This window comes from Streptomyces angustmyceticus, assembly GCF_040701845.1.
GTDB lineage: Bacteria > Actinomycetota > Actinomycetes > Streptomycetales > Streptomycetaceae > Streptomyces > Streptomyces angustmyceticus_A.
In genome coordinates, this window is the sequence record NZ_JBFBHQ010000003.1 from 355,180 (window position 1) to 381,046 (window position 25,867).

21 protein-coding genes are annotated in these 25,867 nt (G+C 68.6%); 7 read left to right on the top strand and 14 right to left on the bottom strand.

The genetic code is table 11. The features are described 5' to 3' along the window. Window positions 1-96: 96 nt before the first annotated feature. The 5 genes from AB0411_RS08975 to AB0411_RS08995 form a co-directional block, all read right to left on the bottom strand. Complete coding sequence (locus AB0411_RS08975; RefSeq protein ID WP_366416588.1) at window positions 97-1,041, bottom strand: anti-sigma factor family protein; 945 nt, start codon at window positions 1,039-1,041, stop codon at window positions 97-99. Then, window positions 1,038-1,739: an RNA polymerase sigma factor SigM gene (gene sigM / locus AB0411_RS08980; RefSeq protein WP_366416926.1), complete on the bottom strand. Its 702-nt coding sequence runs from the start codon at window positions 1,737-1,739 to the stop codon at window positions 1,038-1,040. Before sigM ends, AB0411_RS08975 begins: the two co-directional genes overlap by 4 nt. Window positions 1,740-2,039: 300 nt before the next feature. Beyond that, window positions 2,040-3,752, bottom strand: coding sequence for a protein kinase family protein (locus AB0411_RS08985; RefSeq protein ID WP_366416589.1), 1,713 nt, complete (start codon window positions 3,750-3,752; stop codon window positions 2,040-2,042). Between the two features lie 107 nt (window positions 3,753-3,859). Beyond that, window positions 3,860-6,088 carry a murein biosynthesis integral membrane protein MurJ gene (gene murJ / locus AB0411_RS08990; protein ID WP_366416590.1) on the bottom strand — a complete coding sequence of 743 codons (2,229 nt, stop codon included), beginning with the start codon at window positions 6,086-6,088 and terminating at the stop codon, window positions 3,860-3,862. Between the two features lie 46 nt (window positions 6,089-6,134). Beyond that, entirely contained in the window at window positions 6,135-8,402 is a 2,268-nt protein-coding gene (locus AB0411_RS08995) for a DUF6049 family protein (protein WP_366416927.1), read from the bottom strand. A 261-nt stretch (window positions 8,403-8,663) separates the two neighbouring features. On the opposite strand from AB0411_RS08995, the gene AB0411_RS09000 reads away from it, so the two are divergent. Continuing rightward, window positions 8,664-10,139 (top strand): CCA tRNA nucleotidyltransferase, encoded by a 1,476-nt coding sequence (locus AB0411_RS09000; protein ID WP_366416591.1) that lies wholly within the window; start codon window positions 8,664-8,666, stop codon window positions 10,137-10,139. Between the two features lie 110 nt (window positions 10,140-10,249). Here the strand turns inward: AB0411_RS09000 and AB0411_RS09005 are convergent, their stop codons facing one another. The 4 genes from AB0411_RS09005 to AB0411_RS09020 all read right to left on the bottom strand — a co-directional run bounded on the left by AB0411_RS09005 (window position 10,250) and on the right by AB0411_RS09020 (window position 14,095). Continuing rightward, entirely contained in the window at window positions 10,250-10,837 is a 588-nt protein-coding gene (locus tag AB0411_RS09005; protein ID WP_366416592.1) for an LppU/SCO3897 family protein, read from the bottom strand. 110 nt (window positions 10,838-10,947) lie between these two features. After that, on the bottom strand, window positions 10,948-12,207 hold the full coding sequence (locus AB0411_RS09010; RefSeq protein WP_366416593.1) for an MFS transporter: 1,260 nt from the start codon (window positions 12,205-12,207) through the stop codon (window positions 10,948-10,950). Between the two features lie 78 nt (window positions 12,208-12,285). Beyond that, window positions 12,286-13,368 carry an inositol-3-phosphate synthase gene (locus AB0411_RS09015; RefSeq protein WP_366416594.1) on the bottom strand — a complete coding sequence of 361 codons (1,083 nt, stop codon included), beginning with the start codon at window positions 13,366-13,368 and terminating at the stop codon, window positions 12,286-12,288. A gap of 46 nt (window positions 13,369-13,414) precedes the next feature. Beyond that, on the bottom strand, window positions 13,415-14,095 hold the full coding sequence (locus AB0411_RS09020) for a PadR family transcriptional regulator (protein ID WP_366416595.1): 681 nt from the start codon (window positions 14,093-14,095) through the stop codon (window positions 13,415-13,417). A gap of 361 nt (window positions 14,096-14,456) precedes the next feature. Here AB0411_RS09020 and AB0411_RS09025 point away from each other — a divergent pair, with 361 nt between their 5' ends. Both AB0411_RS09025 and AB0411_RS09030 read left to right on the top strand, forming a co-directional pair. Beyond that, window positions 14,457-17,123 carry a transglycosylase domain-containing protein gene (locus tag AB0411_RS09025; protein ID WP_437041507.1) on the top strand — a complete coding sequence of 889 codons (2,667 nt, stop codon included), beginning with the start codon at window positions 14,457-14,459 and terminating at the stop codon, window positions 17,121-17,123. A 124-nt stretch (window positions 17,124-17,247) separates the two neighbouring features. Further along, window positions 17,248-18,732, top strand: a complete 1,485-nt coding sequence (locus AB0411_RS09030) for a glycosyltransferase family 87 protein (RefSeq protein WP_366416596.1) — start codon at window positions 17,248-17,250, stop codon at window positions 18,730-18,732. Window positions 18,733-18,824: 92 nt separating this feature from the next. On the opposite strand, the gene AB0411_RS09035 is transcribed toward AB0411_RS09030, so the two are convergent. The 3 genes from AB0411_RS09035 to AB0411_RS09045 form a co-directional block, all read right to left on the bottom strand. Further along, window positions 18,825-19,856 carry an alanine racemase gene (locus AB0411_RS09035; RefSeq protein WP_366416597.1) on the bottom strand — a complete coding sequence of 344 codons (1,032 nt, stop codon included), beginning with the start codon at window positions 19,854-19,856 and terminating at the stop codon, window positions 18,825-18,827. A 64-nt stretch (window positions 19,857-19,920) separates the two neighbouring features. Further along, window positions 19,921-21,039: a lipid II:glycine glycyltransferase FemX gene (locus tag AB0411_RS09040; protein ID WP_366416598.1), complete on the bottom strand. Its 1,119-nt coding sequence runs from the start codon at window positions 21,037-21,039 to the stop codon at window positions 19,921-19,923. A gap of 123 nt (window positions 21,040-21,162) precedes the next feature. Next, entirely contained in the window at window positions 21,163-21,480 is a 318-nt protein-coding gene (locus tag AB0411_RS09045) for a hypothetical protein (RefSeq protein WP_366416599.1), read from the bottom strand. A 228-nt stretch (window positions 21,481-21,708) separates the two neighbouring features. Here AB0411_RS09045 and rpsF point away from each other — a divergent pair, with 228 nt between their 5' ends. The 4 genes from rpsF (at window position 21,709) to rplI (ending at window position 23,485) form a co-directional block, all read left to right on the top strand. Beyond that, a complete protein-coding gene (gene rpsF, locus AB0411_RS09050; RefSeq protein ID WP_006604399.1) occupies window positions 21,709-21,999 on the top strand; it encodes a 30S ribosomal protein S6 in 291 nt (96 codons plus the stop codon). A gap of 82 nt (window positions 22,000-22,081) precedes the next feature. After that, window positions 22,082-22,672, top strand: coding sequence for a single-stranded DNA-binding protein (locus AB0411_RS09055; RefSeq protein WP_366416600.1), 591 nt, complete (start codon window positions 22,082-22,084; stop codon window positions 22,670-22,672). A gap of 111 nt (window positions 22,673-22,783) precedes the next feature. Then, window positions 22,784-23,020 (top strand): 30S ribosomal protein S18, encoded by a 237-nt coding sequence (rpsR, locus tag AB0411_RS09060; RefSeq protein ID WP_003978893.1) that lies wholly within the window; start codon window positions 22,784-22,786, stop codon window positions 23,018-23,020. An 18-nt stretch (window positions 23,021-23,038) separates the two neighbouring features. Further along, entirely contained in the window at window positions 23,039-23,485 is a 447-nt protein-coding gene (gene rplI, locus AB0411_RS09065; protein ID WP_366416601.1) for a 50S ribosomal protein L9, read from the top strand. 79 nt (window positions 23,486-23,564) lie between these two features. On the opposite strand, the gene AB0411_RS09070 is transcribed toward rplI, so the two are convergent. Both AB0411_RS09070 and AB0411_RS09075 read right to left on the bottom strand, forming a co-directional pair. Beyond that, window positions 23,565-24,434: a trypsin-like serine peptidase gene (locus AB0411_RS09070; protein ID WP_366416602.1), complete on the bottom strand. Its 870-nt coding sequence runs from the start codon at window positions 24,432-24,434 to the stop codon at window positions 23,565-23,567. Window positions 24,435-24,475: 41 nt separating this feature from the next. After that, window positions 24,476-25,813, bottom strand: a complete 1,338-nt coding sequence (locus AB0411_RS09075; protein WP_366416603.1) for an MATE family efflux transporter — start codon at window positions 25,811-25,813, stop codon at window positions 24,476-24,478. Window positions 25,814-25,867 lie beyond the last annotated feature (54 nt).

The following is a 25,867-nucleotide window of genomic DNA, read 5'->3' on the forward strand; positions in this document are numbered from 1 at the left end:
TGCCGACTGCTTGCTGGGGCTCTCGGAACTCTCACCCCACCCAACGGATCCTACGGGGCGAGCATTCCCGGAGTGTCACAGCGCACTGCTCGTCGTTCAGTCTCGCTGGTACGAGTGAGACAGCAGGACCTTTCCGGGAGCCGGTGGCGTGGCGGAGACGCAGGAGGCGGAGACGACGTACGCGGAGACGCGCTTCGGGTCGGCCGGATCCGGCAGCACCACGAGGTAGGCGTCCTTGCCCTGGTAGCGCGTGTGGCTGGACGCCAGAGGGGCCTCCGTGCGCCCGGTGCCCTGGCGTACGCAGGAGGGGACGGTGTCGGCGCTTCCGCTGAGCGGGGTGTCGGGAGTGCTTCGGGTGCCGAGGTCCGGGGATTTGTGCGCGTGCTTGGACGCCAGCAGCTCCTGGACATGCGAGCCGAGGCTGGCGGCTGTCAGGGCGTCCCCGCCTCCGGTGCTTCGCTCGGTGGCAGTGCCCCGGCCAGGCTTGCCCGCCTGGGGGCTGTCCACAGTGGCGTTCTGGATGAGCAAGCCGCCGACGCTGAGGACAGCCGCGGCCGCTGCGGTACCGAGCAGGACCCTGGGCCAGCGCCGTGTGCGGGCGGAGCGGCCGCCCGGTGTCCGGCGGCCCGGCCCCGTGGACCCGCGGGGGCGTCCGGAGGGTCGGGTCGATGATGCTCCCCGGCTGGGCGCCTCGTTCTCGGTTTCACGTGAAACCGAGACGGGGATGGTGGCTGTTTCACGTGAAACTTGGGCCCCGGCGGACGGAGTGGTGGCATCCAGCAGCGCTTCGGCCGCGAGGGCGGCATCGATTCGGCCGGCCACATCGGCCGGCATGCGCAGCGGGCCGGGGAGGGTGCCGAGCAGCGCCCGGATTTCTTCCAGGGAGGCATAGACGTCGGCACAGAGGGCGCAGCCTGCGAGATGGGTGCGCAGTTCCGTGGTGCGGGATGGGGAAATCAGCCCGTCGGTGAGTTCAGAGATCTCGGAGACCTCCGGGTGCTCACCTGTGGGGTGCTCACCCGTGTCGGTTGTCGACGTCACGCTCGCCCACCTCCGCCCTTCACGGCACCTGTGTCCTTCGGCCCTGCCGTCGGTGGGACGGATGTCCCCTGCGCCCGGTTCCTTCCCCTGACCGGGGCTTCGCTATCCCCGGCATCGGCGCGCAGATGGGTGACCAACGGAAGGAGCCGGGCACGGCCTCGTGCGCAGCGGCTCTTCACTGTTCCGGTAGGGATCTCGAGGATCGCCGCCGCTTCCGCCACGGGGTAGCCCTGCATATCGACGAGGACGAGCGCGGCACGCTGTTCCTCGGGGAGCGTGCGCAGCGCCCCGATCAGCTCCCGGTGGAGATCCTGACGCTCTGCAGGTGCCGAGGCGGACTCCTCGGGGTCGAGGAGCTGTTCCAGCCGTTCGGTCTCGGCAACGGGTGAGGTGCGCCGTGAGGCGGCCTTACGGGCCCGGTCCAGACAGGCATTGACCGTGATGCGGTGCAGCCACGTCGTCACCGCGGACTGGCCGCGGAAGGTATGAGCGGCGCGGTAGGCGGACACCAGGGCGTCCTGGACGGCGTCGGCGGCTTCTTCGCGATCACTGAGGGTGCGCAGCGCCACTGCCCAGAGCCGGTCACGGTGACGTCGGACGATTTCCCCGAACGCTTCGGGGTCGCCGGCGACGTGGCGAGTGAGGAGATCTTGATCGCTGCAGTCGTCCAACGAGCTCACGGAAAGACCCCCTCCCATTCGGACTGACTTGATCTCACCAAGATCGTTCCTCGGTCGCAAGGCCCGCTGCTCAGCTTATGACACCGCCCACATCCTCGGGCCTGAGCAAGGGGCCTGAGGCATCAACTACCCCGGAACGCCGTGGAGAAGAGAGTTTCTGAGCGCAGCGAGCGCTTTGTCCCGCTGTGTCTTCTATCTGAGCCGACTGATCGGTCGCCGCGCTCCCGCTGCTTCGGAAACGAGTCCGGCGCCGAGTCACAGGGACTCGGCGCCGGTCATGGCCGCGGGCGGGCCGTATGCCGTGGGATCAGCGGCAGGTCAGCCGGTCACCTTCACTTCGGAGATGCCGCCGCGGTACCCGTCCGAGTTCCCGTCGCTCGGCAGCTCCGTGATGTGGATCAGGACGTACCGCGTCTTCACGGGCTTGTCGGGCGTCACCGACAGCTTGTCTCCGGCCTTCGAGAGCTTGGAGAGCCGCTGGGGGAAGTCGCTGAGCGCTCTCGGGCTCGAAGCGGACGGGTCCGCAGCCAGCACTTCCGCGGTCTGTCCTGGGCGGTACATGCTGACATCGACGCCGGAGACCTCCTTGGTGCTCCCGAGGTCTATGACGACGCCGCTGCCCTCCTTGCGGTTCGGCAGGTTTCCGAAGTTCGGCCAGCCCAGGAAACGCAGGGTCACCCACGCCGTCGACGGGTCGCCGTCCGACACGCTGGATGCCTTGTTGCTGTGGAAGGGCTCCCCGAGCGGCGAGAACTCGGTGACACCGGCGATCGACAGAGGCTTGGCCGGCTTCTTCTTCGCGCCGTCGTGCGTCTGCGAGTTCCGCGGGTCCTCCTGGTCCTTCTCCCGCTTCAGCAGCGTGTCCGCCAGCTGCCAGCTGCCCAGTCCCAGCGCCGCGATCAGCAGTGCGGAGACGGACCACTTCAGCGCCCGCCCGGTGCGGCTCTGCAGCGGGGGCGGCGGAGTGGCGACGGGCTGGGTCACCCGGGCCGCCTGGGTGGCGCGAGCCGGCGACTGCCCGTAGCTGCCCTGCTGGTAGCCCGTGCGCTGGTAGGGCGGCGGCTGGGTGAAGGCGGTCTCCGGAGGCCGGATGCGCGGCATGGCCGCCACGGCCTTGGCCAGCTCCTCCGGGGTGGTGCACGGCTGCTCCTGGCGGGAGGCCGTGGCGCCGTCGTTGATCAGAGCCCGCATGGCGAGCTCGGAGAGCCCGCGGTGCACACCGGCGCGCACCTGGTCGGGTGCGATCAGCCCGACACCCTTGGGCAGGCCGGTGAGGCCATGGGCATCGTTCTCGTACGGCCAGCGCTGGGTCAGCGCGGCGTAGAGCAGCGCCCCGATCGCCTCGGTGTCCGTGCGCTGCGGGTGCTCGCAGGTGATGCCGCGCAGCGCCGCCATGACGGCCAGACCGCGGATGCGGTACTGCCCGGACTCCGTGCGCAGGACCGAGCCGGGGGTGATCCGCAGATGGGACAGGCCCTCGCGGTGCGCGGCGGCCATGGCCTGGGAGACCTGGCTGACGAGCTGGTAGGCGTCGTGCGGCTCCAGCGGGCCATTGGCGAGCACCGTGGTGAGCTCGGTGGCGTCCGGCAGCCACTCGTGGACCACGTAGACGAGGTCGTTCTCCTCGACGGCGTCCAGGACCTGAACGAACCGGGGGTCGCCCAGCAGCGCCGAGGAACGGGCGGCGGAGAGCACCGGCCGAGCGCGCGGGTGGTCGGCCGGCAGGATGTGCACGCCGACGGCGCGGCGCAGTTTTTCGTCGACCGCACGCCAGCTGCTGAATCCGTCCAGACGGGTGACGCACTCCTCGAGGCGGTAGCGTCTGGCAAGCTTGTGGCCGCTGTGCAGTTCCGGTGGCTGGGCTTCGATCGCCGCGGCACGCTCCTCGTCGGTGCCCTCGGCGTCGTTTTCCCTGCCGGATACCTTCTCGGCCTTAGCACCGTCGTCCGTGGCCTTACCCGCCTTGGCGGTCAGCGGTTCCTCACCGCTCGTGTCTGCCACGTCGACGGCAGCCGTGCTCCGTTCCGCCACCGTCGTTCCTGCCTCCCCATCCGTTGCAGGCTCAATGAGCCAAGACAATTGTGCCCACAGTCCGCCACTATGCACGACACACGGTGGCAGTCGATGGTTGTGCTCAATCAACGCCCAAGCTTCGACCGGACCATGCCGACCAGGGCGTTCAGTTCCTCGATGCGCATTTTGCGTGCAGCCACGTAGAACACGCCCAGAAGTGCGGCGGCACCGGCGATCAGAGCGGCCAGCGACCCGAGGACACCTGTGCCGAGTGACTGCATGATGCCGTACACCGCGGCTCCGGAGATGATCGTGGCCGGGATGCTGGCACCGGCCAGCCGTGCGTAGGTCCGCACGACGTGGGCGGTGTCGAGGTCGCCGTCCATCCGCTTGCTCAGACGCCGCCAGGCCACACCCACGCCGATGATGTACGCCAGGCCGTAGGAAGCCGCCATGCCGACCACGGCCCAGCGGGCGGGCAGGACCAGGAAGCACAGACCGGAGGCCGCGGCGTTGACGGCCGCGACGATCACCGTGTTGTAGAAGGGCGTACGGGTGTCCTCGTAGGCGTAGAAGGCGCGCAGCACGACGTACTGCACCGAGAACGGGATCAGCCCCACACCGAAGGCCATCAGCATGTAGCCCATCGGGACGCCGGCGCCGGACGAGCCGTAGACCAGCGTGCACAGCGGAATGCCGAGGGAGAGGAAGCCGAACGAGATCGGGACGATCGCGACGGCGGACGTGCGCAGGCCCTGCGACATGTCGTCGCGGACGGCACCGGTGTCACCGTCGTGCGCCGAGCGCGCCAGCCGCGGCAGCAGCGCGGCCATGACGGAGACGGTGATGATCGCCTGCGGCATGTTCCAGATCAGCTGGGCGCTGGCGTACGAAATGAAGCCCGTGCCCGGGTGCCCCTGGTCGTTGGCGGTGTTGCCCGCCCAGGTGGAGAGCTGGGTGACGACGAGGACGCCCGCCTGGTTGGCGAGTACGAACAGCACGGTCCACTTGGCGAGCTTGGCGGCCTTGCCCAGGCCGTGGCCGCGCCAGTCGAAGCGCAGCCGGAGCTTGAACTCGGCGTCGCGCAGGTAGGGAATCATCGCCAGGGCCTGGACGACGAGCCCGAGGAGGGTGCCGATGCCCAGGAGCCGGATGCCTTCGTCGGGGATGGTGGTGACGCCGATGTGCGAGGTCTTCGCCGTGCCGTAGACCCAGATGAACAGGCCGAAGGTGGCGATCATGACGATGTTGTTGAGGACGGGAGTCCACATCATCGCGCCGAAGCGGCCGCGGGCGTTGAGGATCTGTCCCATCACGACATGCAGACCCATGAAGAAGATCGTGGGTACGCAGTAGCGGGTGAACGCGACGGCCACTTCGTTGGCCGCCGGGTCACGGGAGATGTCGAGCGAGACCAGTTTCACCAGGAGTGGCGCCGCCACGACCGCCAGGACCGTGAGCACGCCGAGCACGACGATCACCAGCGTCAGCAGCCGGTTGGCATAGGCCTCGCCGCCGTCCTCGTCCTCCTTCATCGCGCGCACCAGCTGCGGGACGAAGACGGAGTTGAGACCGCCGCCGATGGTCAGGATGAAGATCATCGTCGGCAGCTGGTAGGCGACCTGCCAGGAGTCACCGAGGACCGCGCCGCCGAGGGCAGCGACGATCAGCGCCGAGCGGACGAAGCCCGTGAGGCGCGACACCATCGTGCCGGCGGCCATCACCGCGCTGGACTTGAGCAGGCCGGAGGCTCGGCCGCCGGAGGGCTTGCCGGCCGCTGCCACCGGAGCCGGCTCCGGCTCCGGTGCGGGCTGCTGCGGCACGACCTCCGGTCCGGGCACCGCACCGGCCACCGCGGGGCCGGCCGCTGCCGCAGCGGGCTGCTGGGCCTCGTAGGACTGCTGGTCGCGGAAGAGATGCGCGAAGGCGTCCGGCTCCGGCCGCTCGTCGGCCGCCTGGGTGATCAGGTCGTCCACGCCCACGAACTGGGTCGTCGCGGCGGCGTCGCCGTACGGAAGATTGCGGGTCGGGCCCTGCGGCTCGGGAGGCGGGGGTGTGGCCCACAGCTGCGGGTCCGGCGTGTGGTGGCCCGCGGCGGGCTGCTGATAGAGCGGATGCGCGGGCTGCCCCGGGGGCGGCGGAGGGTGCGCGGCGCGGTCGTAGAGCGCCTCCGTCACCGGGTCCTGAGCCGTCGGGTCCTGGGCGCGGTGCGGGTCGTTGCGGTAGGCGTCCTGGACATAGGGGTCCTGGGCGTACGGGTCCTGGTCCGCGGGCGGCGGGGGCGTCGGAGGGACCGGCCCCGCGGGATCGCCGTTGGCGCCCCGGCCCCGGTCACCGTCGTACGGCGCATTCATCGCTGCCCCACCTCATCCGTCGCCGGCCATCCGGCCCCGCCATCTATCAACGGTCCACCTTCTCACCTGAGCCGGACGGGTCGGAGCTTTCCGATCCGGTGTCCGGCGTGGGGTCACTCGGCTGCTCCGGCTCGTCGCCATCGGTGCCGCCGTCGTCGCCGTCCGTGCCGGCGCCGTCATCCGGCTCGTCGCCGTCGGACCCGTCCTCGGCCCGCCGGGCGGCCGCCCGCTTGCGCTGGAGGTAGATCCGCACACCGGCGAGGACGAGCAGCAGCACGCCGCCCGCGATGACGAGCATCACCGTTGCGGTGATCTCCGTGACGTTCACCTGGAACATCATCGGCTCACCGTAGGGCCTCCCGTCCGCCGTGTAGAGCTGGGCGGTCACCCATGCCCGGCCATTGGCGTTCGCCGTGGTGTCGAACTTGAACGACTGGCTGTGCCCGCCGTCCACCGTGATCTGCTGCGACTTCCCCGCGTCCAGACGGTTGGGCTGCGACGAGGTCAGCTTCAGCGTCATGTCCTTGACGCCCTGGACCAGGTTGTTCTGCACCGTCACCGGAATCGTGGCGCTGCGCCCGGAGAGCGTCGCCCCCGACTTCTGGATCAGGTGGACCTTCTTGGTCAGGCCGTCCAGGTAGTTGCGCACGGAGTGCCGGTACGTCCTGGCGCCGGTGGCGTTGCCCCGCCACTCCGTCGACATCTCCCGCATCATGGCGTTGCCGAACGGGGTCACCACGCGCTCCGGCTGGGCCAGGATCACCTGGAAGTCGTCCAGGGCGGACTGGGTGCCCTGGATCTGCCGGAAGGCGCTGACGGGGAGTTCCTGCCTGCGCAGCGAGGACGGATAGGCGGCGCCGCTCGGCACCCGGCGGCTCGCCGAGGGGTCGGGCTTGGCCTTGGCCGCGCCCCCGAGGTTCAGCGACTGGGTCCAGCTGCCGGACTCGTCCAGGTTCCGTAGGGCGGTGGCCATGGCGTGGGCCTGGCTGACCGACGGCATGCGCTGCGGCGCGACCACGATGCTGCGCTGCCGGCCCGGGTCCTCAAGGTTGATCATCTGTGTCTGGGCGAGGAACTCCTGGACCGCGTGGGCGGAGCTTCCGGCCTTCGACATATCGCCCTCGAAGGCCCGTGAGAGCTGCGTGTCCGCGACGACGGCGGTATTTCCGCCGCCGATGGGGCGGGCCGCCGTCGGGGTGTAGGAGAGCCGGTCGGCGTCCCGCAGGCTGTCGCTGCGGGTGATCACGTTGTGTGCGCCGGCCGAGGTCGCGACATCCACGATGGACGAGTCGATCACTCCGTCGACGGGCCAGGCGAAGTCCGTGCGGGGCTTGACGCCGAGGATCGTGTCCACGGTCTTGTCGGCGAGGTCGGTGGCCGGGCCGAGGTGGCTGAGCGCGCTGGGCACGTGCCTGCCGTGGTGGGCGAGCGAGGCCAGGTCGGGGTCGGCGAAGGGCAGCGCGACGACCTCGTGCGTCTTGACCGCCTCTTCGAGGTCGTGCAGCCACTGCTTGGCGACCGCCTGGTTCTTGCCCATCGGGCCGTCCGGGCCGTTCACCCGGTACGACTTGGTCATCGCGTCGACGGTCGCGAGCAGATCGGGATCGATGACGAAGGTCACCGGCAGGTTCTTGCCGAGCGCGACCATCTGCTGCAGCCGGCCGCCGGGCGCGAGCTCGGCAGCGAGGTCGTCGTTGCGGAAGACCGGCGTCTGCTGGGCGTCGGCGTCCGTCTCGGCGGTGAGGTGGGTGGGGGAGATCAGCGGCCACATGTAGGTGAGCTGCGTCTTCTTGCCGCCGCCGGCCGTCTGCCAGGGCAGGAAGGTCCGGTCGAAGCCAAGGACCTGTCCGTAGGGCTCCGCCTGCGAGCGCCCTGACAGAGAGATACCGATCTGGTACACACCGTTGTCGTCGAGGCCGAGGTCCTTGACGGGCACGCTGATGCTGAAGGGCCGGCTGGCGCCGGGCTCCAGCTTGCCGATCTTCTCGGTGTGCCCCTTGATCTCCTTGCCGTCCGTGCCCGGCAGATAGCCGGTACGGCGGGACGCATTCTCGATGGAGCTGCGGCCGCCGAGCGGGGTTCCCCGGTGCATTCCGACATGCGCGTCCGTGATCGTGCTGCGGCCGTCATTGGTCAGCGTGCCGGAGACGGAGACCGTGTCGCCCTTGGCGGGAGTGGAGGGGGACATCGAGTCGATGGTGACGTCGACGGTGCGGGAGCCGGTCGGGGCCGCCTGGGCGGAGGAGGCCTGCGGAACCTGGAGCAACCCCACGAGAAGGAGCACTCCAGTGAGCAGTGTCACGGTCCGTCGCAGCCATCGACCACGCGGCCGTTCAGTCCGCTGGAACCCTGCCGCCTCGGCCACGCGCTCGCCCGTCCCTCGTCGTCGTCAGTGGTCGTTCGGAATGTGCGTCCACGAATGGTAACGAGGCGCGAAGCGACGGCGTGCCAGGGACTGCTCCACATGATCTCGGCGCAGAGGGGCAAGCGCCCAGGCCGTCCCCGTTTTCGGGCCCGGCCTGTCCCCTTTATTACGTGACGCTTTGCACTGCGCGGCCACGTACCCTGTTTTGTTGTGCCGAACGCCAACAATGACCTCCCCGCCCCGACCGCCGAGCGGACCCCGCAGTCGACGAACGCGCTGAACCATGTGCAGCGCCGTGCCGTGAGCGAGCTGCTGAGGGTGTCCCCCGTCGCGGATGACCTGGCCCGCCGCTTCCAGGAGGCCGGGTTCACGCTTGCCCTGGTCGGTGGCTCGGTCCGGGACGCACTGCTGGGCCGGCTCGGCAACGACCTCGACTTCACCACCGACGCCCGCCCCGAGGACGTGCTGAAGATCGTCCGGCCGTGGGCGGACGCGGTCTGGGAGGTCGGCATCGCCTTCGGGACGGTGGGCTGCAAGAAGGAATCGTTCGACATCGAGGTCACGACCTACCGCTCCGAGGCGTACGACCGCACCTCCCGCAAACCGGAAGTGTCCTACGGCGACTCCATCGAGGACGACCTGGTGCGTCGGGACTTCACGGTGAACGCCATGGCGGTGCTGCTGCCGCAGAAGGAGTTCGTCGACCCGCACGACGGCCTGGAGGACCTGGCGGCGCGTGTGCTGCGCACGCCCGGGACGCCGGAGGAGTCCTTCTCCGATGACCCGCTGCGGATGATGCGCGCAGCCCGTTTCGCCGCTCAGCTGGACTTCGAGGTGGCCCCGGAGGTCGTCGCCGCGGTGGAGGCGATGTCGGACCGCATCGAGATCGTCTCCGCGGAGCGGGTGCGGGACGAGCTGAACAAGCTGGTTCTGTCGGCGCACCCGCGCGAGGGGCTGCGACTGCTCGTCGACTCGGGCCTGGCCGACAAGGTCCTGCCCGAGCTGCCCGCGTTGCGACTGGAGAGTGACGAGCATCACCGCCACAAGGACGTCTATGAGCACTCGCTGACGGTCCTGGAGCAGGCGATCGACCTCGAGGAGAACGGGCCCGATCTCGTCCTGCGCCTGGCGGCCCTCCTGCACGACATCGGCAAGCCCCGGACGCGGCGCTTCGAGAAGGACGGTCGGGTCTCCTTCCACCACCACGAGGTGGTGGGCGCGAAGATGACCAAGAAGCGGATGACCGCCTTGAAGTACTCCAATGACATGGTCAAGGACGTCTCGCGACTGGTGGAGCTCCATCTGCGCTTCCACGGTTACGGGACGGGCGAGTGGACGGATTCCGCCGTCCGGCGGTATGTGCGGGACGCCGGCCCGCAGCTGGCGCGGCTCCACAAGCTGACGCGATCGGATTGCACCACGCGCAACAAGCGCAAGGCCAATGCTCTGTCGCGTGCCTATGACGGGCTGGAGGAGCGCATCGCGCGCCTGCAGGAGCAGGAAGAGCTGGAGGCGATCCGCCCGGACCTGGACGGCAACGAGATCATGCAGATTCTGGGGATCCGCCCGGGTCCCGAGGTCGGCAAGGCCTACAAGCAGATGCTGGAGATCCGGCTGGAGCACGGGCCGATGGAGCGAGATGCTGCGATTGCCGCTCTGAAGGAGTGGTGGGCCACCCAGGGCTGATGTTTCACGTGAAACCGGCGGCTGGCGAACCGCCACGTTTCACGTGAAACGTGGGGCGGTGTTTCACGTGAAACACCGCCCCACGGCGTATCCAGGGTGTGTGCCGCGTGCTACTTCGTCGAGGTCAGGCAGAGCACCATGTGGGTGTCGGAGCCCCTGCGCCGATGCACGTTCTTGGTGTACGCCGATTCGTTGGCGGGGCACACGGACGGGTCCGAGGTGTCATCGTGCACCGCGGTCACCTTGTACTGGGCCCCCGAGGTGCCGCAATCAACCACCTCGAGGCCGTCGTCGAGCGAACTGCTGGACTTCTTCACGCAGTCGCCGACTTCAGCGCTGCTCGCGTCGTCCATGCTGCTGATCCAGGCGACGACGAGGAAGATCGCCCCGAGGGCGGCTCCGATGATCCTCAGGATCGTCTTGGGGGAACGGCGCTTGGCGGGCCGGGGCGGCGGGACGGGAGATCCGCCCTGCATGAAGGGCTGCTGCGGCGGCGCGGGGTAACCCGGCTGAGGCTGTCCGTACGGAGCCTGGGGCTGCTGGGGGTAGGCGTATCCGCCCTGGGGCTGGCCGTAGGGGGCCTGGGGCGCCGGCGGTGCCTGCGGGTACGGGTGCTGTCCGTAGGGCGGTTGCCCGTAAGGCTGCTGTCCGTAGGGTGCCTGGCCGTATGGCTGTTGGCCCTGAGGCGGCGTCGTCATGGATCTCCCCCGATATTGATGTGTACAGGCTGGTGTAGGACGTCCGTAAGGTATCTGGTCCGGCTGCCTCGCCGCAGAGGCCTCATCAGCTCGGGAGAGAGGCGGGGCGCTCAGCCGCGCCGGAAGCGGACCAATGCCACGGTGACCCCCGCGTAGAGGACGGTCACCACACCGAGCAGCGCAGGCGATCTTCCGTCCGGAGGCAGCATGAGGGCGGCGACCCCGGCCGCGCCGACGAAGGCGGCGTTGAAGAGAACGTCGTAGAGGGCGAAGACCCGGCCGCGAAAGGCATCGTCGACCGACGACTGCACGATCGTGTCGGTGGAGATCTTGGTTCCTTGGGTGCCGAGACCGAGTACGAACGCGGCGGCCAGCATCGGCCCCGGGGCGAAGAACAGCCCGAGAGACGGCACCAGCACGGCGCCCATCGCGGCACAGCAGGCGATCCAGCCGAACGCGGTGAGCCCGGCCACGGCCCAGGGCGTGACGACAGCGGCCGTGAAGAAGCCCGCTCCTGACACCGCGACAGTGATTCCGAGCAGTGCCAGGCCCTCCGACTCGGTGGTGGACCAGGAGTACCGGCACAGCATCAGCACCGTGACCGTCAGGGCTCCGTAGCAGAAGCGGACCAAGGTCATGGCGATCAGCGCCCGTGCGGGAGTGCGCCGCTCGGCGAGGTGGCGCAGCCCGTCCACGAGTCCTCGCACCGTGCTCAACAGGGCCTCGCGTACATGAGGTTGCAGGCGTGCGGGGTCGGGGCCGAGCAACTGGGGCGCCATGCGCAGGGCGGTGAGGGCCGAACAGAAGTAGAGCAGGGCGGCGAGCAGCACGACATACGCGTCGACATCCGAGCCGGCCAGCCGGACGGCGAAGGCGAGCCCGCCACCGGCGGTCGCGGCGAGCGTTCCGGCCGTGGGAGCCAGGGAGTTGGCCATGACCAGCTGCTCTTCACCGTCGACCACGCGTGGGAGCGCCGCCGAGAGCCCGGCCAGGACGAAGCGGTTGACGGCGGTCACGGACAGGGCCGAGGCGTAGAAGAGCCAGTCGGGGACCTTCGACACGATCAGTGCCGCTGTCCCCATGGCCAGCAGGGTGCGCAGCAGATTGCCGTACAGCAGGACCTGCCGCCTCCGCCAGCGGTCGAGCAGCACGCCGGTGAACGGCCCCAGGAGCGAGTACGGGAGCAGCAGGATCGCCATGGCGGACGCGATGGCCGCGGGCGAGGTCTGCTTCTCGGGCGAGAAGACGACGAAGGTGGCGAGCGCGACCTGGAACACCCCGTCGGCCGCCTGGGACAGGAGCCGTGCGGCAAGGAGCGAACGGAAGTCGCGTAGCCGGAGTAATACGCGCAGGTCGCGCACAGCATGCATGAGGCACAGCCTCACACAGCCCGCAGGCCCCCGGGGTGAATACCCGGGGGCCTGCGCTGCGAGGGTACGTCGGGCGTCTCAGCGCTCGACTTCGCCGTTGATGAACTTCTCGACGTTCTCCCGTGCCTCGTCGTCGAAGTACTGCACCGGCGGGGACTTCATGAAGTACGAGGACGCGGAGAGGATGGGGCCGCCGATGCCCCGGTCCTTGGCGATCTTCGCGGCGCGCAGCGCGTCGATGATGACACCCGCGGAGTTCGGGGAGTCCCAGACCTCGAGCTTGTACTCCAGGTTCAGCGGGACATCACCGAAGGCACGGCCCTCGAGGCGGACGTAGGCCCACTTGCGGTCGTCCAGCCAGGCCACGTAGTCCGAGGGACCGATGTGGACGTTGTCCTCGCCGAGTTCACGGTCCCGGATCTGGGAGGTGACCGCCTGCGTCTTGGAGATCTTCTTGGACTCCAGGCGCTCGCGCTCGAGCATGTTCTTGAAGTCCATGTTGCCGCCGACGTTGAGCTGCATCGTGCGGTCCAGGATGACGCCCCGGTCCTCGAACAGCTTGGCCATCACGCGGTGCGTGATCGTGGCGCCGACCTGCGACTTGATGTCGTCACCGACGATCGGGACACCGGCCTCGGTGAACTTGTCCGCCCACTCCTTGGTGCCGGCGATGAAGACCGGGAGGGCGTTGACGAACCCGACCTTGGCGTCGATGGCGCACTGGGCGTAGTACTTCGCGGCGTCCTCGGAGCCGACGGGGAGGTAGCAGACCAGGACGTCGACCTGCTTGTCCTTGAGGACCTGGACGACGTCGACCGGGGCCTCGGGGGACTCCTCGATGGTCTGGCGGTAGTACTTGCCCAGGCCGTCGTGGGTGTGGCCGCGCTGGACCGTCACGCCCGCGTTGGGCACGTCGCAGATCTTGATGGTGTTGTTCTCGCTGGCGCCGATGGCATCCGCGAGGTCGAGCCCGACCTTCTTGGCGTCGACGTCGAAAGCCGCCACGAACTCGATGTCACGCACGTGGTAGTCGCCGAACTGCACGTGCATGAGGCCGGGCACGCGGCTCTTCGGGTCGGCGTCCTTGTAGTACTCGACGCCCTGTACCAGCGAGGCGGCGCAGTTGCCCACGCCGACGATGGCTACGCGAACCGAACCCATTCCGGTTGCTCCCTGTGTTCTCGATGAGGCCCTGCGCAGCAGGCCCTCATGTGGTGGTGTCATCGGACGGATCCGGCCGGGAACCACCCCGGTGCCGGGGCAGGCCGCCCGTATCTCCTGACTGGTTCTTCTTGTCCTGTGCTGCCGGACCGGGTGGACGCTGGTCACGCCCGGCGCGCTCACTCTCGATGAGCTCGTTCAGCCAACGGACTTCGCGCTCCACGGATTCCATGCCGTGCCGCTGCAGTTCGAGGGTGTAGTCGTCCAGCCGCTCGCGTGACCTGGCCAGGGAGGTGCGCATCCGCTCGAGGCGCTCCTCCAGCCGGCTGCGGCGGCCTTCCAGCACACGCATCCGCACGTCCCGAGAGGTCTGGCCGAAGAACGCGAAGCGGACGCCGAAGTGCTCGTCCTCCCAGGCATCCGGTCCGGAGTGGGCGAGCAGCTCCTCGAAGTGTTCTTTGCCCGCAGCGGTCAATCGGTAGACGATCTTGGCTCGGCGCCCCGTCAGCGCCGCGGGCGGTACGCCCTCCGCGGAGCCGTCCGGCTCCTCGATGAGCCAGCCGTTCGCGACCAGCGCCTTGAGGCAGGGATAGAGGGTGCCATAGCTGAACGCACGGAAGACCCCGAGCGAGGTGTTGAGCCGTTTTCGCAGCTCATAGCCGTGCATCGGGGATTCGCGGAGCAGGCCGAGGACGGCGAACTCGAGGATGCCGGAACGCCTGCTCATCCTCCGCCTCCTTGGTCCTGTGCGCTCTTTATGTCGTGCTGATGTATCGACTCGATACATCCAGACGATAGAGCGGTCACCGGGGTGGAACAAGTGGGGGGACGGTGAACGGCATCACATCACCGAATCGTTCTCATCAACCTGACTGATTTGGAGTGAATTTCAACACTGGGCAGGTTTTGGCCGTGCGTAGTCTGTGCGGCATGCAGACTGCCGGGAACCGTGGGCCGATATCTGGCGTCCCCATCCTCGGTGTAGTGCGGCTCGCGCCTCAGGAGCGAGTCGTGCATCGGGGGGACCTGAAGACAACTGCCGCCTTCAGGCGACGAGATAGCGCGCCTGCCCGAGGAGTATTCGTTCCATGAGCGAGCACCGTCGCAAACCGCCACAGCCGCAGAGTGGCGGACGTGCCGCGGCCCGACGCGCCGCACAGCAGCCACCGGGGCGCCGATCCGCCTCATCGCGTGGCTCCGCAGCCGGTCCCGACTCGCACTCCGAGCCGACCGGTCATGAGCCGCGGCAAGGAGGACGTGCCGAGGCCCGCAGAGCTGCCCAGCGCGGCGGCCGCCGCCGGGGGGCCGATGCCTCCGCGGTGGCTGCCGGTGACGGCGCCGGCGGCCGTGGTGGTGGCCGGCGTGGCGGCGGCGGTGGCGGTGGCCCCGAGGGGGGCCGTGGACGCGGCCGCGGGGGCGGGCAGCCCGCCAAGCGGCGTCTGATCGACTACCCGCGCGCCAACCGCGTCGGGTGGCGGCGCTTCGTGCCGTCCTGGAAGCAGGTCGCAACCCTGAGCGTCGGCTTCATAGGGCTGATCGTGGGTGCCTCCGGCGTCGCACTGGCGTTGGTGCAGGTTCCCGACGAGAGCCTGGCCGCCAAGTCGCAGAACAACGTCTACCTCTGGGCCAATGGCAAGGTCATGGCGCGCGACGGTGAGACGAACCGGCAGAACGTCACGATCAACGAAATTCCGACGTCGATGCAGAATGCGGCGATCGCCGCGGAGAACGCATCGTTCCGGACGGACTCGGGCGTCGACCCGATGGGCATCGCACGTGCGGTGTTCAACATGGCCAAGGGTGGCGAGACCCAGGGCGGCTCGACCATTACCCAGCAGTACGTGAAGAACGCGATGCTGAGCCAGCAGCAGACCCTTGACCGCAAGTTCAAGGAACTGTTCATCGCGATCAAGGTCGGCTGGTCGAAGACCAAGAACGAGATCCTTCAGGGGTATCTCAACACCAGCTATTACGGTCGCGGGGCCTACGGAATCCAGGCCGCGGCTCAGGCGTACTACGGAGTGGACGCCGCCAAGCTGAACCCGAACCAGAGCGCCTTCCTTGCCACCGTGCTCAAGGGCGCCGACCTGTACGACCCCGCGGGCGGTACCAGCCCGGGAGCGACGAGGGCGGCAAACACCGCGCGCGCCAAGGCGCGGTGGTCCTGGATCCTCGACCGGGAGGTCGAGAACCACTTCCTGTCGAAGGCGAAGCGGAAGCAGTACGCGGGGCACTTCCCCACGCCGAATCTGCCGAAGCCGGTGGCCAGCAAGAGCGGCCAGATCGGCTACATGATGGACACCGCGAAGAAGTACGTGCTGAAGCACACGGATGTCAGCGAGGCCCAGTTCGACAAGGGCGGCTACACGATCCGGACGACCTTCGACGCGAAGAAGACCAGTGACCTCGAGAACGCGGTCAAGAAGGTCAACAAGCGGTACATCGACCCGAAGAAGCGCGCAAAGGACAAATACGTCCAGTTCGGCGGCGCTTCCGTGGTGCCGGGAGACGGCAAGATCGTCGCCTTGTACGGCGGCGAGGGATACGACAAGGGGCACTTCAGCAACAACGCCGACACCTTCGGCGTTCCGGTCGGCTCGACCTGGAAGCCGTTCGTGCTCGCCGCGGGGATGAAGTACGGAACGGCCAAGAGCGGTGGGCCGATCTCACCGGACAGCCGTTACAACGGTGACGACCACCTGAAGGTGAAGAACGCCGACGGTAGCTACGTCACAAAGCGGGATAACTCGCCCTTCTACCAGGAGAACGAGAGCAACCACCCCTGGGGCTACATCCCCTTGACCAAGGCGATGGAGCAGTCCGTCAACACCCCCTTCGTGCAGCTCGGCATGGACGTCGGGATGCGCCGGGTCCGGGACATGGCACAGGCCGCGGGTATCGCGCCGACCAGCTTCGACAAGAACCTGAACCCGTCCTTTGCGCTGGGAACCTCCACACCGAGCGCGATTCGTATGGCCGATGCCTATGCGACGTTCGCCCAATCGGGAACGAAGGTGGAGCCGTATTCGGTGACCAAGGTGACGTTCGAGGGCGAAGACCTGCAGGGCTTCGACAAGCCCAAGCAGGAGACGGCGATGGATTCCAACATCGCTAACAACGTGACCAAGGTGCTGGAGAACGTCATCCAGAACGGCACGGGCAAGCTGGCCCGTCGGCTGAACATGCCGGCGGCGGGCAAGACCGGCACCACCGACGAGAACAAGTCGGCCTGGTTCGTCGGCTACACCAAGCAGCTGTCGACCGCCGTCACCATGTTCCGCGAGGACGCAAAGAACCCGCGTCAGCTGTCCATGAACGGTGTCGGTGGCTTCGACTCGATCCACGGTGGTGCACTGCCCACCGAGGTGTGGACCGAGTACATGCTGAAGGCGATGAACGGCGTCACAGGGCAGCCGTTCCCGGCTGCCACGCCCATCGGGCGACGGGTCGACGAGCCCGGGATGCCGTCTCCGACGCCGACTCCCACCCCGTCGGACACGCCGTCGGAGACTCCGTCGGGAACTCCCAGCGACTCCGCTTCCCCGTCGGACAGTCCCAGCCCGACCCCGACGGATACCTGTGCTCCCTGGGACGTCAACTGCAAGAACAGTGGCGGTACCGGTAACGGCGGAGCCAACGGTGGTGGACCGGGCGGACCGGGTGGACCCGGCGGTGACACCGGAGGCACGAGTCCGACACCTGATCCGACGGACGCGAACGGTGGTGGAGGCCTGTTCGGCGGCCCTAACGGCTAGCGGACCGTTTCACGTGAAACGCTGAACGTTTCACGTGAAACGCGGAGCCACGAAGCCCCTGCCCGGCATGACCGGGCAGGGGCTTCGCCGTCTTCCGCACAGGGGCGTACGGCAGGATGGGCCCATGACGAGCGTGCGACGGGACGAGTCGGTACGGCCGACGAGGCGGGATGAGGTGGCGGCGGCCGGCAGCGAGCTGATCGGCGGACCGATCGGCCGACGCGCACTGCTCGGGACCAGCAGGCTGACCCCGGTGCGGGTCATCGCGCTCGTCGCCATCGGCATGTTCGCGCTGGGCATGGTGCAGAAGCTGCCTTGTTACAACGGTGGCTGGTTCTTCGGTGCCACGAGCCAGTACATCCACGCCTGCTACTCGGATATCCCCCATCTCTACGCCGGGCGGGGCTTCGCTGACGGGCTGATCCCGTATTTCGACCGGTTGCCCGGCGATATGGAGTATCTCGAGTACCCCGTGCTCACCGGTGTCTTCATGGAGGTCGCCTCCTGGATGACACCGCACGGCGGAGGGATCCAGCAGCGCGAACAGATCTACTGGCTGGTCAATGCCGGCATGTTGATGATCTGCGTCGCGGTCCTCGCGGTGTGCGTGACCCGCACCCACCGGCGACGCCCCTGGGACGGCCTCCTCGTCGCCCTGGCGCCGGCCGCCGCCCTCACCGCCACCATCAACTGGGATCTGCTGGCGGTCGCCCTGACCGCCGCCGGGATGCTGATGTGGTCACGCAGCCGCCCGCTGGCGGCCGGTGTCCTCATCGGGCTGGCCACCGCGGCCAAGCTGTACCCGGTGCTGCTGCTGGGCCCCCTGCTGGTGCTGTGCTGGCGCGCGGGAGCCTGGCGCGCGTACGGCAGGGCGCTGGCCGGTGCCGTCGCCTCCTGGCTGGTGGTCAACCTGCCGGTGATGATCACGCACGATGGCGCGGGATTCCACATCAGGGAGGGCTGGGCGAAGTTCTACACCTTCAGCCAGGAGCGGCCCATCGACTTCGGTTCGCTCTGGCTCCTGATCTCGCAGCGGACCGGCAATCCCCTGGAGAACGCCAATACCTATGCCACGCTGCTGATGATCCTGGGCTGTGGCGCCATCGGCCTGCTGACTCTTTATGCACCGCGCCGGCCACGCTTCGCGCAGTTGGCGTTCCTCGTCGTCGCGCTGTTCATCCTCACCAACAAGGTCTACTCGCCGCAGTACGTCCTGTGGCTGACCCCGCTGGCCGTGCTGGCCCGGCCGCGCTGGCGGGACTTCCTGATCTGGCAGGCCTGCGAGGTCATGTACTTCCTGGGCATCTGGATGTACCTCGCCTACACCGGCAACGGCGACAAGCACCAAGGTCTGCCGCCGGAGGGCTACCAGCTGGCCATCGTGCTGCACCTGCTGGGGACCCTCTACCTGTGCGCCGTGGTCGTACGGGACATTCTGCTGCCGGAGCGCGATGTGGTCCGCAGGGACGGGGACGACGACCCGTCGGGCGGAGTCCTGGACCGCAGCGCCGATGTGTTCGTGCTCGGCCGGGCACACCACCGCCCCCGGCACGCGGTGCAGTTCGAGGGGGCGCCACAGGTGCGCTGGGGCGCCGCCGTACGGGAATGAGCCGGCACCGGCCCTCATACGCCGGGGCCCGGTGCCGCAGACGTCATCTGCGGCACCGGGCCCCGGCGCGTTCCGGGCGGAGCGCTACCGGCTCAGCGGTCCACGAGGCGGTCGAACTGCGTGGTGGTGTGCCGCAGATGGGCCACCAGTTCCTCCCCGACCTGCGGCTGCGGTGCGTCGCTCGGCACGAACAGGATCGACACCTGCATGTGCGGCGGCTCCGCGAACCATCGCTGCTTCCCGGCCCACACATACGGCGCGAGGTTGCGGTTGACGGTTGCCAGGCCGGCCCGGGCCACGCCCTTGGCGCGCGGCATCACGCCGTGCAGCGCCTTGGGCGACTCCAGGCCGACACCGTGCGAGGTGCCGCCGGCCACCACGACCAGGTAGCCGTCGGAGGCCGCCTTCTGCTGCCGGTAGCCGAAGCGGTCGCCCTTGGCGACCTGGGTGACATCGAGCACCGAACCGCGGTACTCGGTGGCCTCGTGGTCGCCGAGCCACAGCCGCGTACCGATCCGCGCGCGGAACCGTGTCTGGGGGAACTGCTGCTGGAGACGGGCGAGTTCATCTGCCTTGAGATGGCTGACGAACATGGTGTGCAGCGGGAGGCGGGCGGCGCGGAGCCGGTCCATCCAGCCGATGACCTCCTCGACCGCGTCGGACCCGTCGGTGCGGTCCAGCGGCAGGTGCAGCGCGAAGCCCTCGAGGCGAACGTCCTCGATGGCCGCGGCCAGCTTGGGCAGGTCCTCGGGCCGGACGCCATGGCGCTTCATGCTGCTCATGACCTCGATGACGACCCGGGCGCCGACCAGGCCGCCCACGCCTTCGACCGAGGAGACCGAACGGATCGCCCGGTCGGGCAGCGGCACCGGCTCTTCACCGTGGCGGAACGGCGTCAGGACGAGCAGGTCGCCGCTGAAGAAGTCCTTGATGCGGGCCGCTTCGTAGGTCGTGCCGACCGCCAGGATGTCGGCACCCAGGCGGGTCGCCTCGTCGGCGAGGCGCTCATGGCCGAAGCCGTAGCCATTGCCTTTGCAGACCGGGACCAGCCCGGGGAACTGCTGGAGAACGCTCTGCTGATGCGCCCGCCAGCGCGCGGTGTCGACGTAGAGGGTGAGCGCCATGGCCGGGCCCGGAACCTTTCTCGTGGCTGGGTGTGTCAGGAGTACGGACGGTGCGGTGAAGCGGTCAGCGACGCGACATATACATGTCGAGCGCCTTGTGCAGCAGCTTGTTGAGCGGGAAGTCCCACTCGCCGAGGTACTCCGCTGCCTGCCCACCCGTACCGACCTTGAACTGGATCAGGCCGAAGAGATGGTCGTTCTCGTCCAGCGAGTCGCTGATGCCGCGGAGGTCGTAGACCGAGGCACCCAGCGCATAGGAGTCCTGCAGCATCTTCCACTGCATCGCGTTCGACGGCCGGACCTCGCGCTTGTGGTTGGCGGAGGCGCCGTAGGAGTACCAGACGTGGCCGCCGACGATCAGCATCGTGGCCGCGGCGACGTTCTCGCCCTCGTGGCGGGCGAAGTAGAGCCGCATGCGGTTGGGGTCCTCGGAGTTGAGGGCCGTCCACATGCGCTGGAAGTAGCCCAGCGGCCGCGGCCGGAAGCGGTCACGCTCCGCGGTGACCTCGTAGAGACGCTGCCACTCGGCCAGGTCCTCGTAGCTGCCCTGGACGACCTCGACGCCGGCCTTCTCGGCCTTCTTGATGTTGCGGCGCCACAGCTGGTTGAAGCCCTTGTGGATCTCCTCCAGGGAACGGTCGGCCAGCGGCACCTGGAAGACATAGCGGGGCTGCACATCGCCGAAGCCGGCGCCGCCGTCCTCGCCCTGCTGCCAGCCCATGCGCCGCAGCCGGTCCGCCACCTCGAAGGCGCGGGGCTCGATGTGGGTCGCCTCGACGTCCCGCAGCCGCTTGACGTCGGGGTTCTGGATGCCGGACTTGATCGCGGCGGCGTCCCAGCGTCGGATGATCACCGGCGGGCCCATCTTCACGGAGAAGGCGCCCTTCTGCTTGAGGTGGGCGAGCATCGGCTGCAGCCAGTCCTCGAGGTTCGGGGAGAACCAGTTGATGACCGGGCCCTCGGGCAGATAGGCGAGGTAGCGCTTGATCTTGGGCAGCTGGCGGTAGAGCACCAGGCCCGCGCCGACCAGCTGGCCGCTCTCGTCGAACCAGCCCAGACTCTCCGAACGCCATTCGGCCTTGACGTCCGCCCACGCAGGAACCTGCATGTGGCTGGCCGCGGGCAGGCTCTGGATATATGCCAGATGCTGCTCTCGGCTGATGGTCCTCAGGGTCAGGCTCATGCGGGGCGCTCCTCGGCAGGTGTGTCCCCATGGTCGGGGCTCCGGCTCTCGCGCCGAAGCCTACTGTGACCGTGGAGCGCCCCGTCTGGGCCATACGGGCCGGGGCCCCGTATGCCGTAGCGGCTAGCCGATGACACCGCCGAAGAGGCCGCCGTGAGCCAGGCCGAGGTAGAAGCCGACGGCCGCTGCCCCGAGGCCGATGATCAACAGGAAGCGTTCACCCGTCGTCGACGAGATGAACTGTCCCCACAGGCCGGTGCCGATGCCGATCAGGCCGACCCATGAGCTGACCAGGTGCAGGCGGGGAGAGAGCGTGGTGAAGATGGCGATCGCGCCGAGGACCACGGTCACGATGGCGATGGTGTTCTCGACGGGATGGCTCTTGCCGTCGCTGTTGAGGAGCGAGAGCAGGTTGCGCTGGGTCCGTGCTGCCTGTGCCATGCGGCACCTCCGATGACAGGGCGGCGCACTGTAACGCCGCTCACACCCGTTGTGTTCCAGATTGAGGGGTGCGGTGGGCGGATTTCAACCGGAAGGCTTCATGCAGGTACTCTGTACGGTCTGCGCCTATGTCTGCCCGGAGGACCGGACGGACACGGTGCGGAACGCATACGACCCTCCTGCCACGGAACGACCGTGGCCGCTGAGTCCAAAGGAGGTGGGTTCTACATGCGTCACTACGAGGTGATGGTCATCCTCGACCCCGATCTCGAGGAGCGCGCTGTCTCCCCGCTGATCGAGAACTTCCTCTCCGTCGTCCGTGAGGGCAACGGAAAGGTCGAGAAGGTCGACACCTGGGGCCGTCGTCGTCTCTCTTACGAGATCAAGAAGAAGCCCGAGGGCATCTACTCGGTCATCGACCTGCAGGCCGAGCCTGCGGTCGTCAAGGAGCTCGACCGTCAGATGAACCTGAACGAGTCGGTCCTCCGGACCAAGGTCCTTCGTCCCGAGACCCACTGAGCGCGCAAGCGTCCAGCGGTAACCGGGTCCGAGTAGCAGCAACACCAGCAGCCAGCAGCACACCCGCCGAGAGGTTCCCCTAATGGCAGGCGAGACCGTCATCACGGTTGTCGGCAATCTTGTCGACGACCCCGAGCTGCGCTTCACCCCGTCCGGTGCGGCGGTCGCGAAGTTCCGCGTCGCGTCCACTCCCCGCACGTTCGACCGTCAGACCAATGAGTGGAAGGACGGCGAGAGCCTGTTCCTGACCTGCTCGGTGTGGCGTCAGGCGGCGGAGAACGTCGCCGAGTCCCTGACGCGGGGTACCCGCGTGGTCGTCCAGGGCCGCCTCAAGCAGCGGTCGTACGAGGACCGCGAGGGCGTGAAGCGCACGGTCTACGAGCTCGACGTCGAGGAAGTCGGCGCGAGCCTGAAGAACGCCACGGCCAAGATCACCAAGACCACTGGTCGTGGTGGCCAGGGCGGTGGCTTCGGCGGCGGTCAGCAGGGCGGTGGCCAGGGTGGCGGCGGCTGGGGCGGCGGCCCCGGTGGCGGCCAGCAGCAGGGTGGCGGCGGTGCTCCCGCCGACGACCCGTGGGCGACCAACGGTCCTGCCGGCGGTGGTCAGCAGGGTGGCGGCGGTGGCTGGGGCGGCGGCTCCGGCGGTGGCTACTCGGACGAGCCGCCCTTCTAGGTCCGGACCACCGGCTCGGCTCCGCGCTGTTTCACGTGAAACGGCGCTGTGAGACGGCCCGGGGCCTTGAGGGCGTCAGCACAAACTTCTTGAACTCATTGGAGAGAGATAATGGCGAAGCCGCCTGCTCGCAAGCCTAAGAAGAAGGTTTGCGTGTTCTGCAAGGAGAAGATCTCCTACGTCGACTACAAGGACACGAACCTGCTGCGGAAGTTCATCTCCGACCGCGGCAAGATCCGTGCCCGCCGAGTCACCGGCAACTGCACCCAGCACCAGCGTGACGTCGCCACGGCCGTGAAGAACAGCCGTGAGATGGCGCTGCTGCCCTACACGTCCACCGCGCGATAAGGGAAGGGTGACCGAATCATGAAGATCATCCTCACCCACGAGGTCTCCGGCCTCGGCACCGCCGGCGACGTCGTTGACGTCCGCGACGGGTACGCCCGTAACTACCTGGTCCCGCGTGGTTTCGCGATCCGCTGGACCAAGGGTGGCGAGAAGGACGTCGAGCAGATCCGCCGCGGTCGCAAGATCCGCGAGATCGCCACCATCGAGCAGGCCAATGAGGTCAAGGGCCAGCTCGAGGGCGTCAACGTGAAGCTGGCCGTCCGCGCCGGCGACGCGGGCCGCCTGTTCGGCTCCGTCACCCCGGCCGACGTCGCCTCGGCGATCAAGGCCGCCGGTGGTCCGGACGTCGACAAGCGTCGTGTCGAGTTCGGCTCGCCGATCAAGACCCTGGGCGCGCACCAGATCTCCGTGCGTCTGCACACCGAGGTCGTTGCGAAGCTCGGCGTCGAGGTCGTCGCCGCGTAATTCCGCACCACGCCGAAGGGCCGCATCCCGTCACCGGGGTGTGGCCCTTCGCCGTGTCCGGGACACCGACGGCCCGCGCTCAGTCCTCGTCCTGGGCGCGCCGGTAGAGCTTGGCGATGTCGTCGTCGAAGTACGCGGCGTAGGAGACATCGTCTTCGTCGCCGCCGCCTTCATGGCCGCCGAGCACGCCGATGACCGTACCGGTGTGGCTCCTGGGGTCGTAGTCGGCCAGCCAGGGACTGCCGCTCGTCCCGCCTTCGAAGTCGGTGCACTGGATGCGCAGCTGGGTATCGCTGTACTTCGTGGTGCGGTTCTGGCAGGAGATCGGGGTGTCGCGGCTGGTCGGATAGCCCGTGATCTTGACGTCGTTGTCGAAGCCGCGGTCGATGCCGAGGGTGTTGCCGCCCAGGACGTCCTGGATCTCCTTGCCGTTCTTCTTGTCGAGCACGAGGAAGGCGACGTCGAGATCCTCGTCTTGCGACTTGGCCCAGCGGTCGTCGACGATCACCTTCTTGACCTTCCAGAGGCCGGTGGGCTCGTCGCCGTCGCGGTAGTCGGGGGCAAAGACAAGATCGTCCACGGTCGCCCCGGCGTCCGCGTCGAAGGCACAGTGCGCCGCGGTGATGAGCATGTTCCGGCCCGGGCTCTGCACCACGCTCGCCGTGCAGAAGTGGTCGCCGGAGTCGTCCTTCTCGAAGACCGCGCCGACCCGGGCGTTCTGCTCGGTTCTGCGCGGGGTGTACGCGCTGCCGTCGTCGGCCGGGGCCGTCGCGGCGGGATCCTGGTCCTGGGGATCTTGGCCGGCCTCGCCGGACTTGCCGAAGCTGCTGTGACCGCTGACGGGGCCGCGGCTGGTATCGGCTTCCTCCGAGGCGTAGCCCACCACGGCAGCAGCCACGATGACGATGAACGTCAGGGGCAGCACGGAATTCCTGGCAAGCGAGCGCACACGGTCATTATTGACACGCGCTGCGTATTGCGGGAGATGGTTCAGCGGGAGGCCCCGGTCACAATCCACCGGCCCGAGCGGGTGCGCAGCCACAGGGTCAGCATGCGGACGGTCATCATCAGCGCCATGGCCCACCACAGCGCCACCAGTCCGCCGCCGAGGGCGGGCACCGCGAGCGCCGCCGGAGCGAACAGCGCCAGGGTCACGACCATGGCCCACGCGAGATACCGGCCGTCTCCCGCGCCCATCAGTACGCCGTCGAGGATGAAGACGATGCCGGAGACCGGCTGTGTCACGGCCACGACCAGGAGCGTGCTCAGCAGCGGGCCCTGTACGGCGGGGTCCGAGGTGAACAGGGGGATGAACAGCGGGCGGGCGAGCGCGACCAGGACGCCGAGGACCAGGCCGGCGGCGATGCCCCACTGGACCATGCGGCGGCAGGCGGCCCGGGCGCCGTCGCGGTCCTCGGCGCCGAGGTAGCGGCCTATGATGGCCTGCCCGGCGATGGCGATGGCGTCCAGCGCGAAGGCCAGCAGGGACCACAACGTGAGCACGATCTGGTGAGCGGCGACCTCGGCGTCGCCGAGCCGGGCGGCGACGGCGGTGGCGATCATCAGCACAGCGCGCAGCGAGAGCGTACGGACCAGCAGCGGGACGCCGGCCTGGGCCGAGGCGCGAATGCCCGCGGCGTCGGGGCGCAGCGAGGCGCCGTGCCGGCGGGCGCCGCGGATGACCACGGCGAGGTAGACGGCGGCCATGCCGCACTGGGCGACGACCGTGCCCCAGGCGGAGCCCGCGATGCCGAGCCCGGCGCCGTAGACCAGGCAGACGTTGAGCACGGCGTTGACGGAGAAGCCGCCGATGGCGACGTAGAGCGGGGTCCGGGTGTCCTGGAGGCCGCGGAGCACGCCGGTGGCGGCCAGCACGACGAGCATCGCGGGGATGCCGAGTGCGCTGATGCGCAGGTACGTCGTCGCGTGCGGGGCGGCGGTGGCGGAGGCTCCGAAGGCCTCGACGAGCCAGGGGGCAGCGGGGAGCACGGTCACGATGACGGCGGCGCCGAGCAGAAGGGCGAGCCAGATGCCGTCCATGCCCTGGCGGATGGCGGCGGGCAGGTCGCCGGCACCGACCCTGCGGGCGACCGCCGCGGTGGTGGCGTAGGCGAGGAAGACGAAGACGGAGACGGCGGTGGTGAGCAGGGCGGCGGCGACTCCGAGGCCGGCGAGCTGAGGGGTGCCGAGGTGGCCGATGACGGCGCTGTCGACCATGACGAAGAGAGGTTCCGCGACCAGTGAGCCGAAGGCGGGCAGGGCGAGGGCGATGATCTCGCGGTCATGGCGGCGGCCGGTGCGCCGCAGGGTCGCGGGAGCCTGGGTCATGCGCTCAATGTAATCGTCCACAGGTAAGAGATGCAAACCCCTTGCAGTCCTTAC

Coding starts and splice junctions, on each gene's coding strand:
- sigM (WP_366416926.1), bottom strand. CDS start 1,739: ATGGGAGGGGGTCTTTCCGTGAGCTCGTTGGACGACTGCAGCGATCAA.
- murJ (WP_366416590.1), bottom strand. CDS start 6,088: ATGAATGCGCCGTACGACGGTGACCGGGGCCGGGGCGCCAACGGCGAT.
- AB0411_RS09005 (WP_366416592.1), bottom strand. CDS start 10,837: ATGACGACGCCGCCTCAGGGCCAACAGCCATACGGCCAGGCACCCTAC.
- AB0411_RS09010 (WP_366416593.1), bottom strand. CDS start 12,207: ATGCATGCTGTGCGCGACCTGCGCGTATTACTCCGGCTACGCGACTTC.
- AB0411_RS09015 (WP_366416594.1), bottom strand. CDS start 13,368: ATGGGTTCGGTTCGCGTAGCCATCGTCGGCGTGGGCAACTGCGCCGCC.
- AB0411_RS09020 (WP_366416595.1), bottom strand. CDS start 14,095: ATGAGCAGGCGTTCCGGCATCCTCGAGTTCGCCGTCCTCGGCCTGCTC.
- AB0411_RS09025 (WP_437041507.1), top strand. CDS start 14,457: ATGAGCGAGCACCGTCGCAAACCGCCACAGCCGCAGAGTGGCGGACGT.
- AB0411_RS09030 (WP_366416596.1), top strand. CDS start 17,248: ATGACGAGCGTGCGACGGGACGAGTCGGTACGGCCGACGAGGCGGGAT.
- AB0411_RS09035 (WP_366416597.1), bottom strand. CDS start 19,856: ATGGCGCTCACCCTCTACGTCGACACCGCGCGCTGGCGGGCGCATCAG.
- AB0411_RS09040 (WP_366416598.1), bottom strand. CDS start 21,039: ATGAGCCTGACCCTGAGGACCATCAGCCGAGAGCAGCATCTGGCATAT.
- AB0411_RS09045 (WP_366416599.1), bottom strand. CDS start 21,480: ATGGCACAGGCAGCACGGACCCAGCGCAACCTGCTCTCGCTCCTCAAC.
- rpsF (WP_006604399.1), top strand. CDS start 21,709: ATGCGTCACTACGAGGTGATGGTCATCCTCGACCCCGATCTCGAGGAG.
- AB0411_RS09055 (WP_366416600.1), top strand. CDS start 22,082: ATGGCAGGCGAGACCGTCATCACGGTTGTCGGCAATCTTGTCGACGAC.
- rpsR (WP_003978893.1), top strand. CDS start 22,784: ATGGCGAAGCCGCCTGCTCGCAAGCCTAAGAAGAAGGTTTGCGTGTTC.
- rplI (WP_366416601.1), top strand. CDS start 23,039: ATGAAGATCATCCTCACCCACGAGGTCTCCGGCCTCGGCACCGCCGGC.
- AB0411_RS09075 (WP_366416603.1), bottom strand. CDS start 25,813: ATGACCCAGGCTCCCGCGACCCTGCGGCGCACCGGCCGCCGCCATGAC.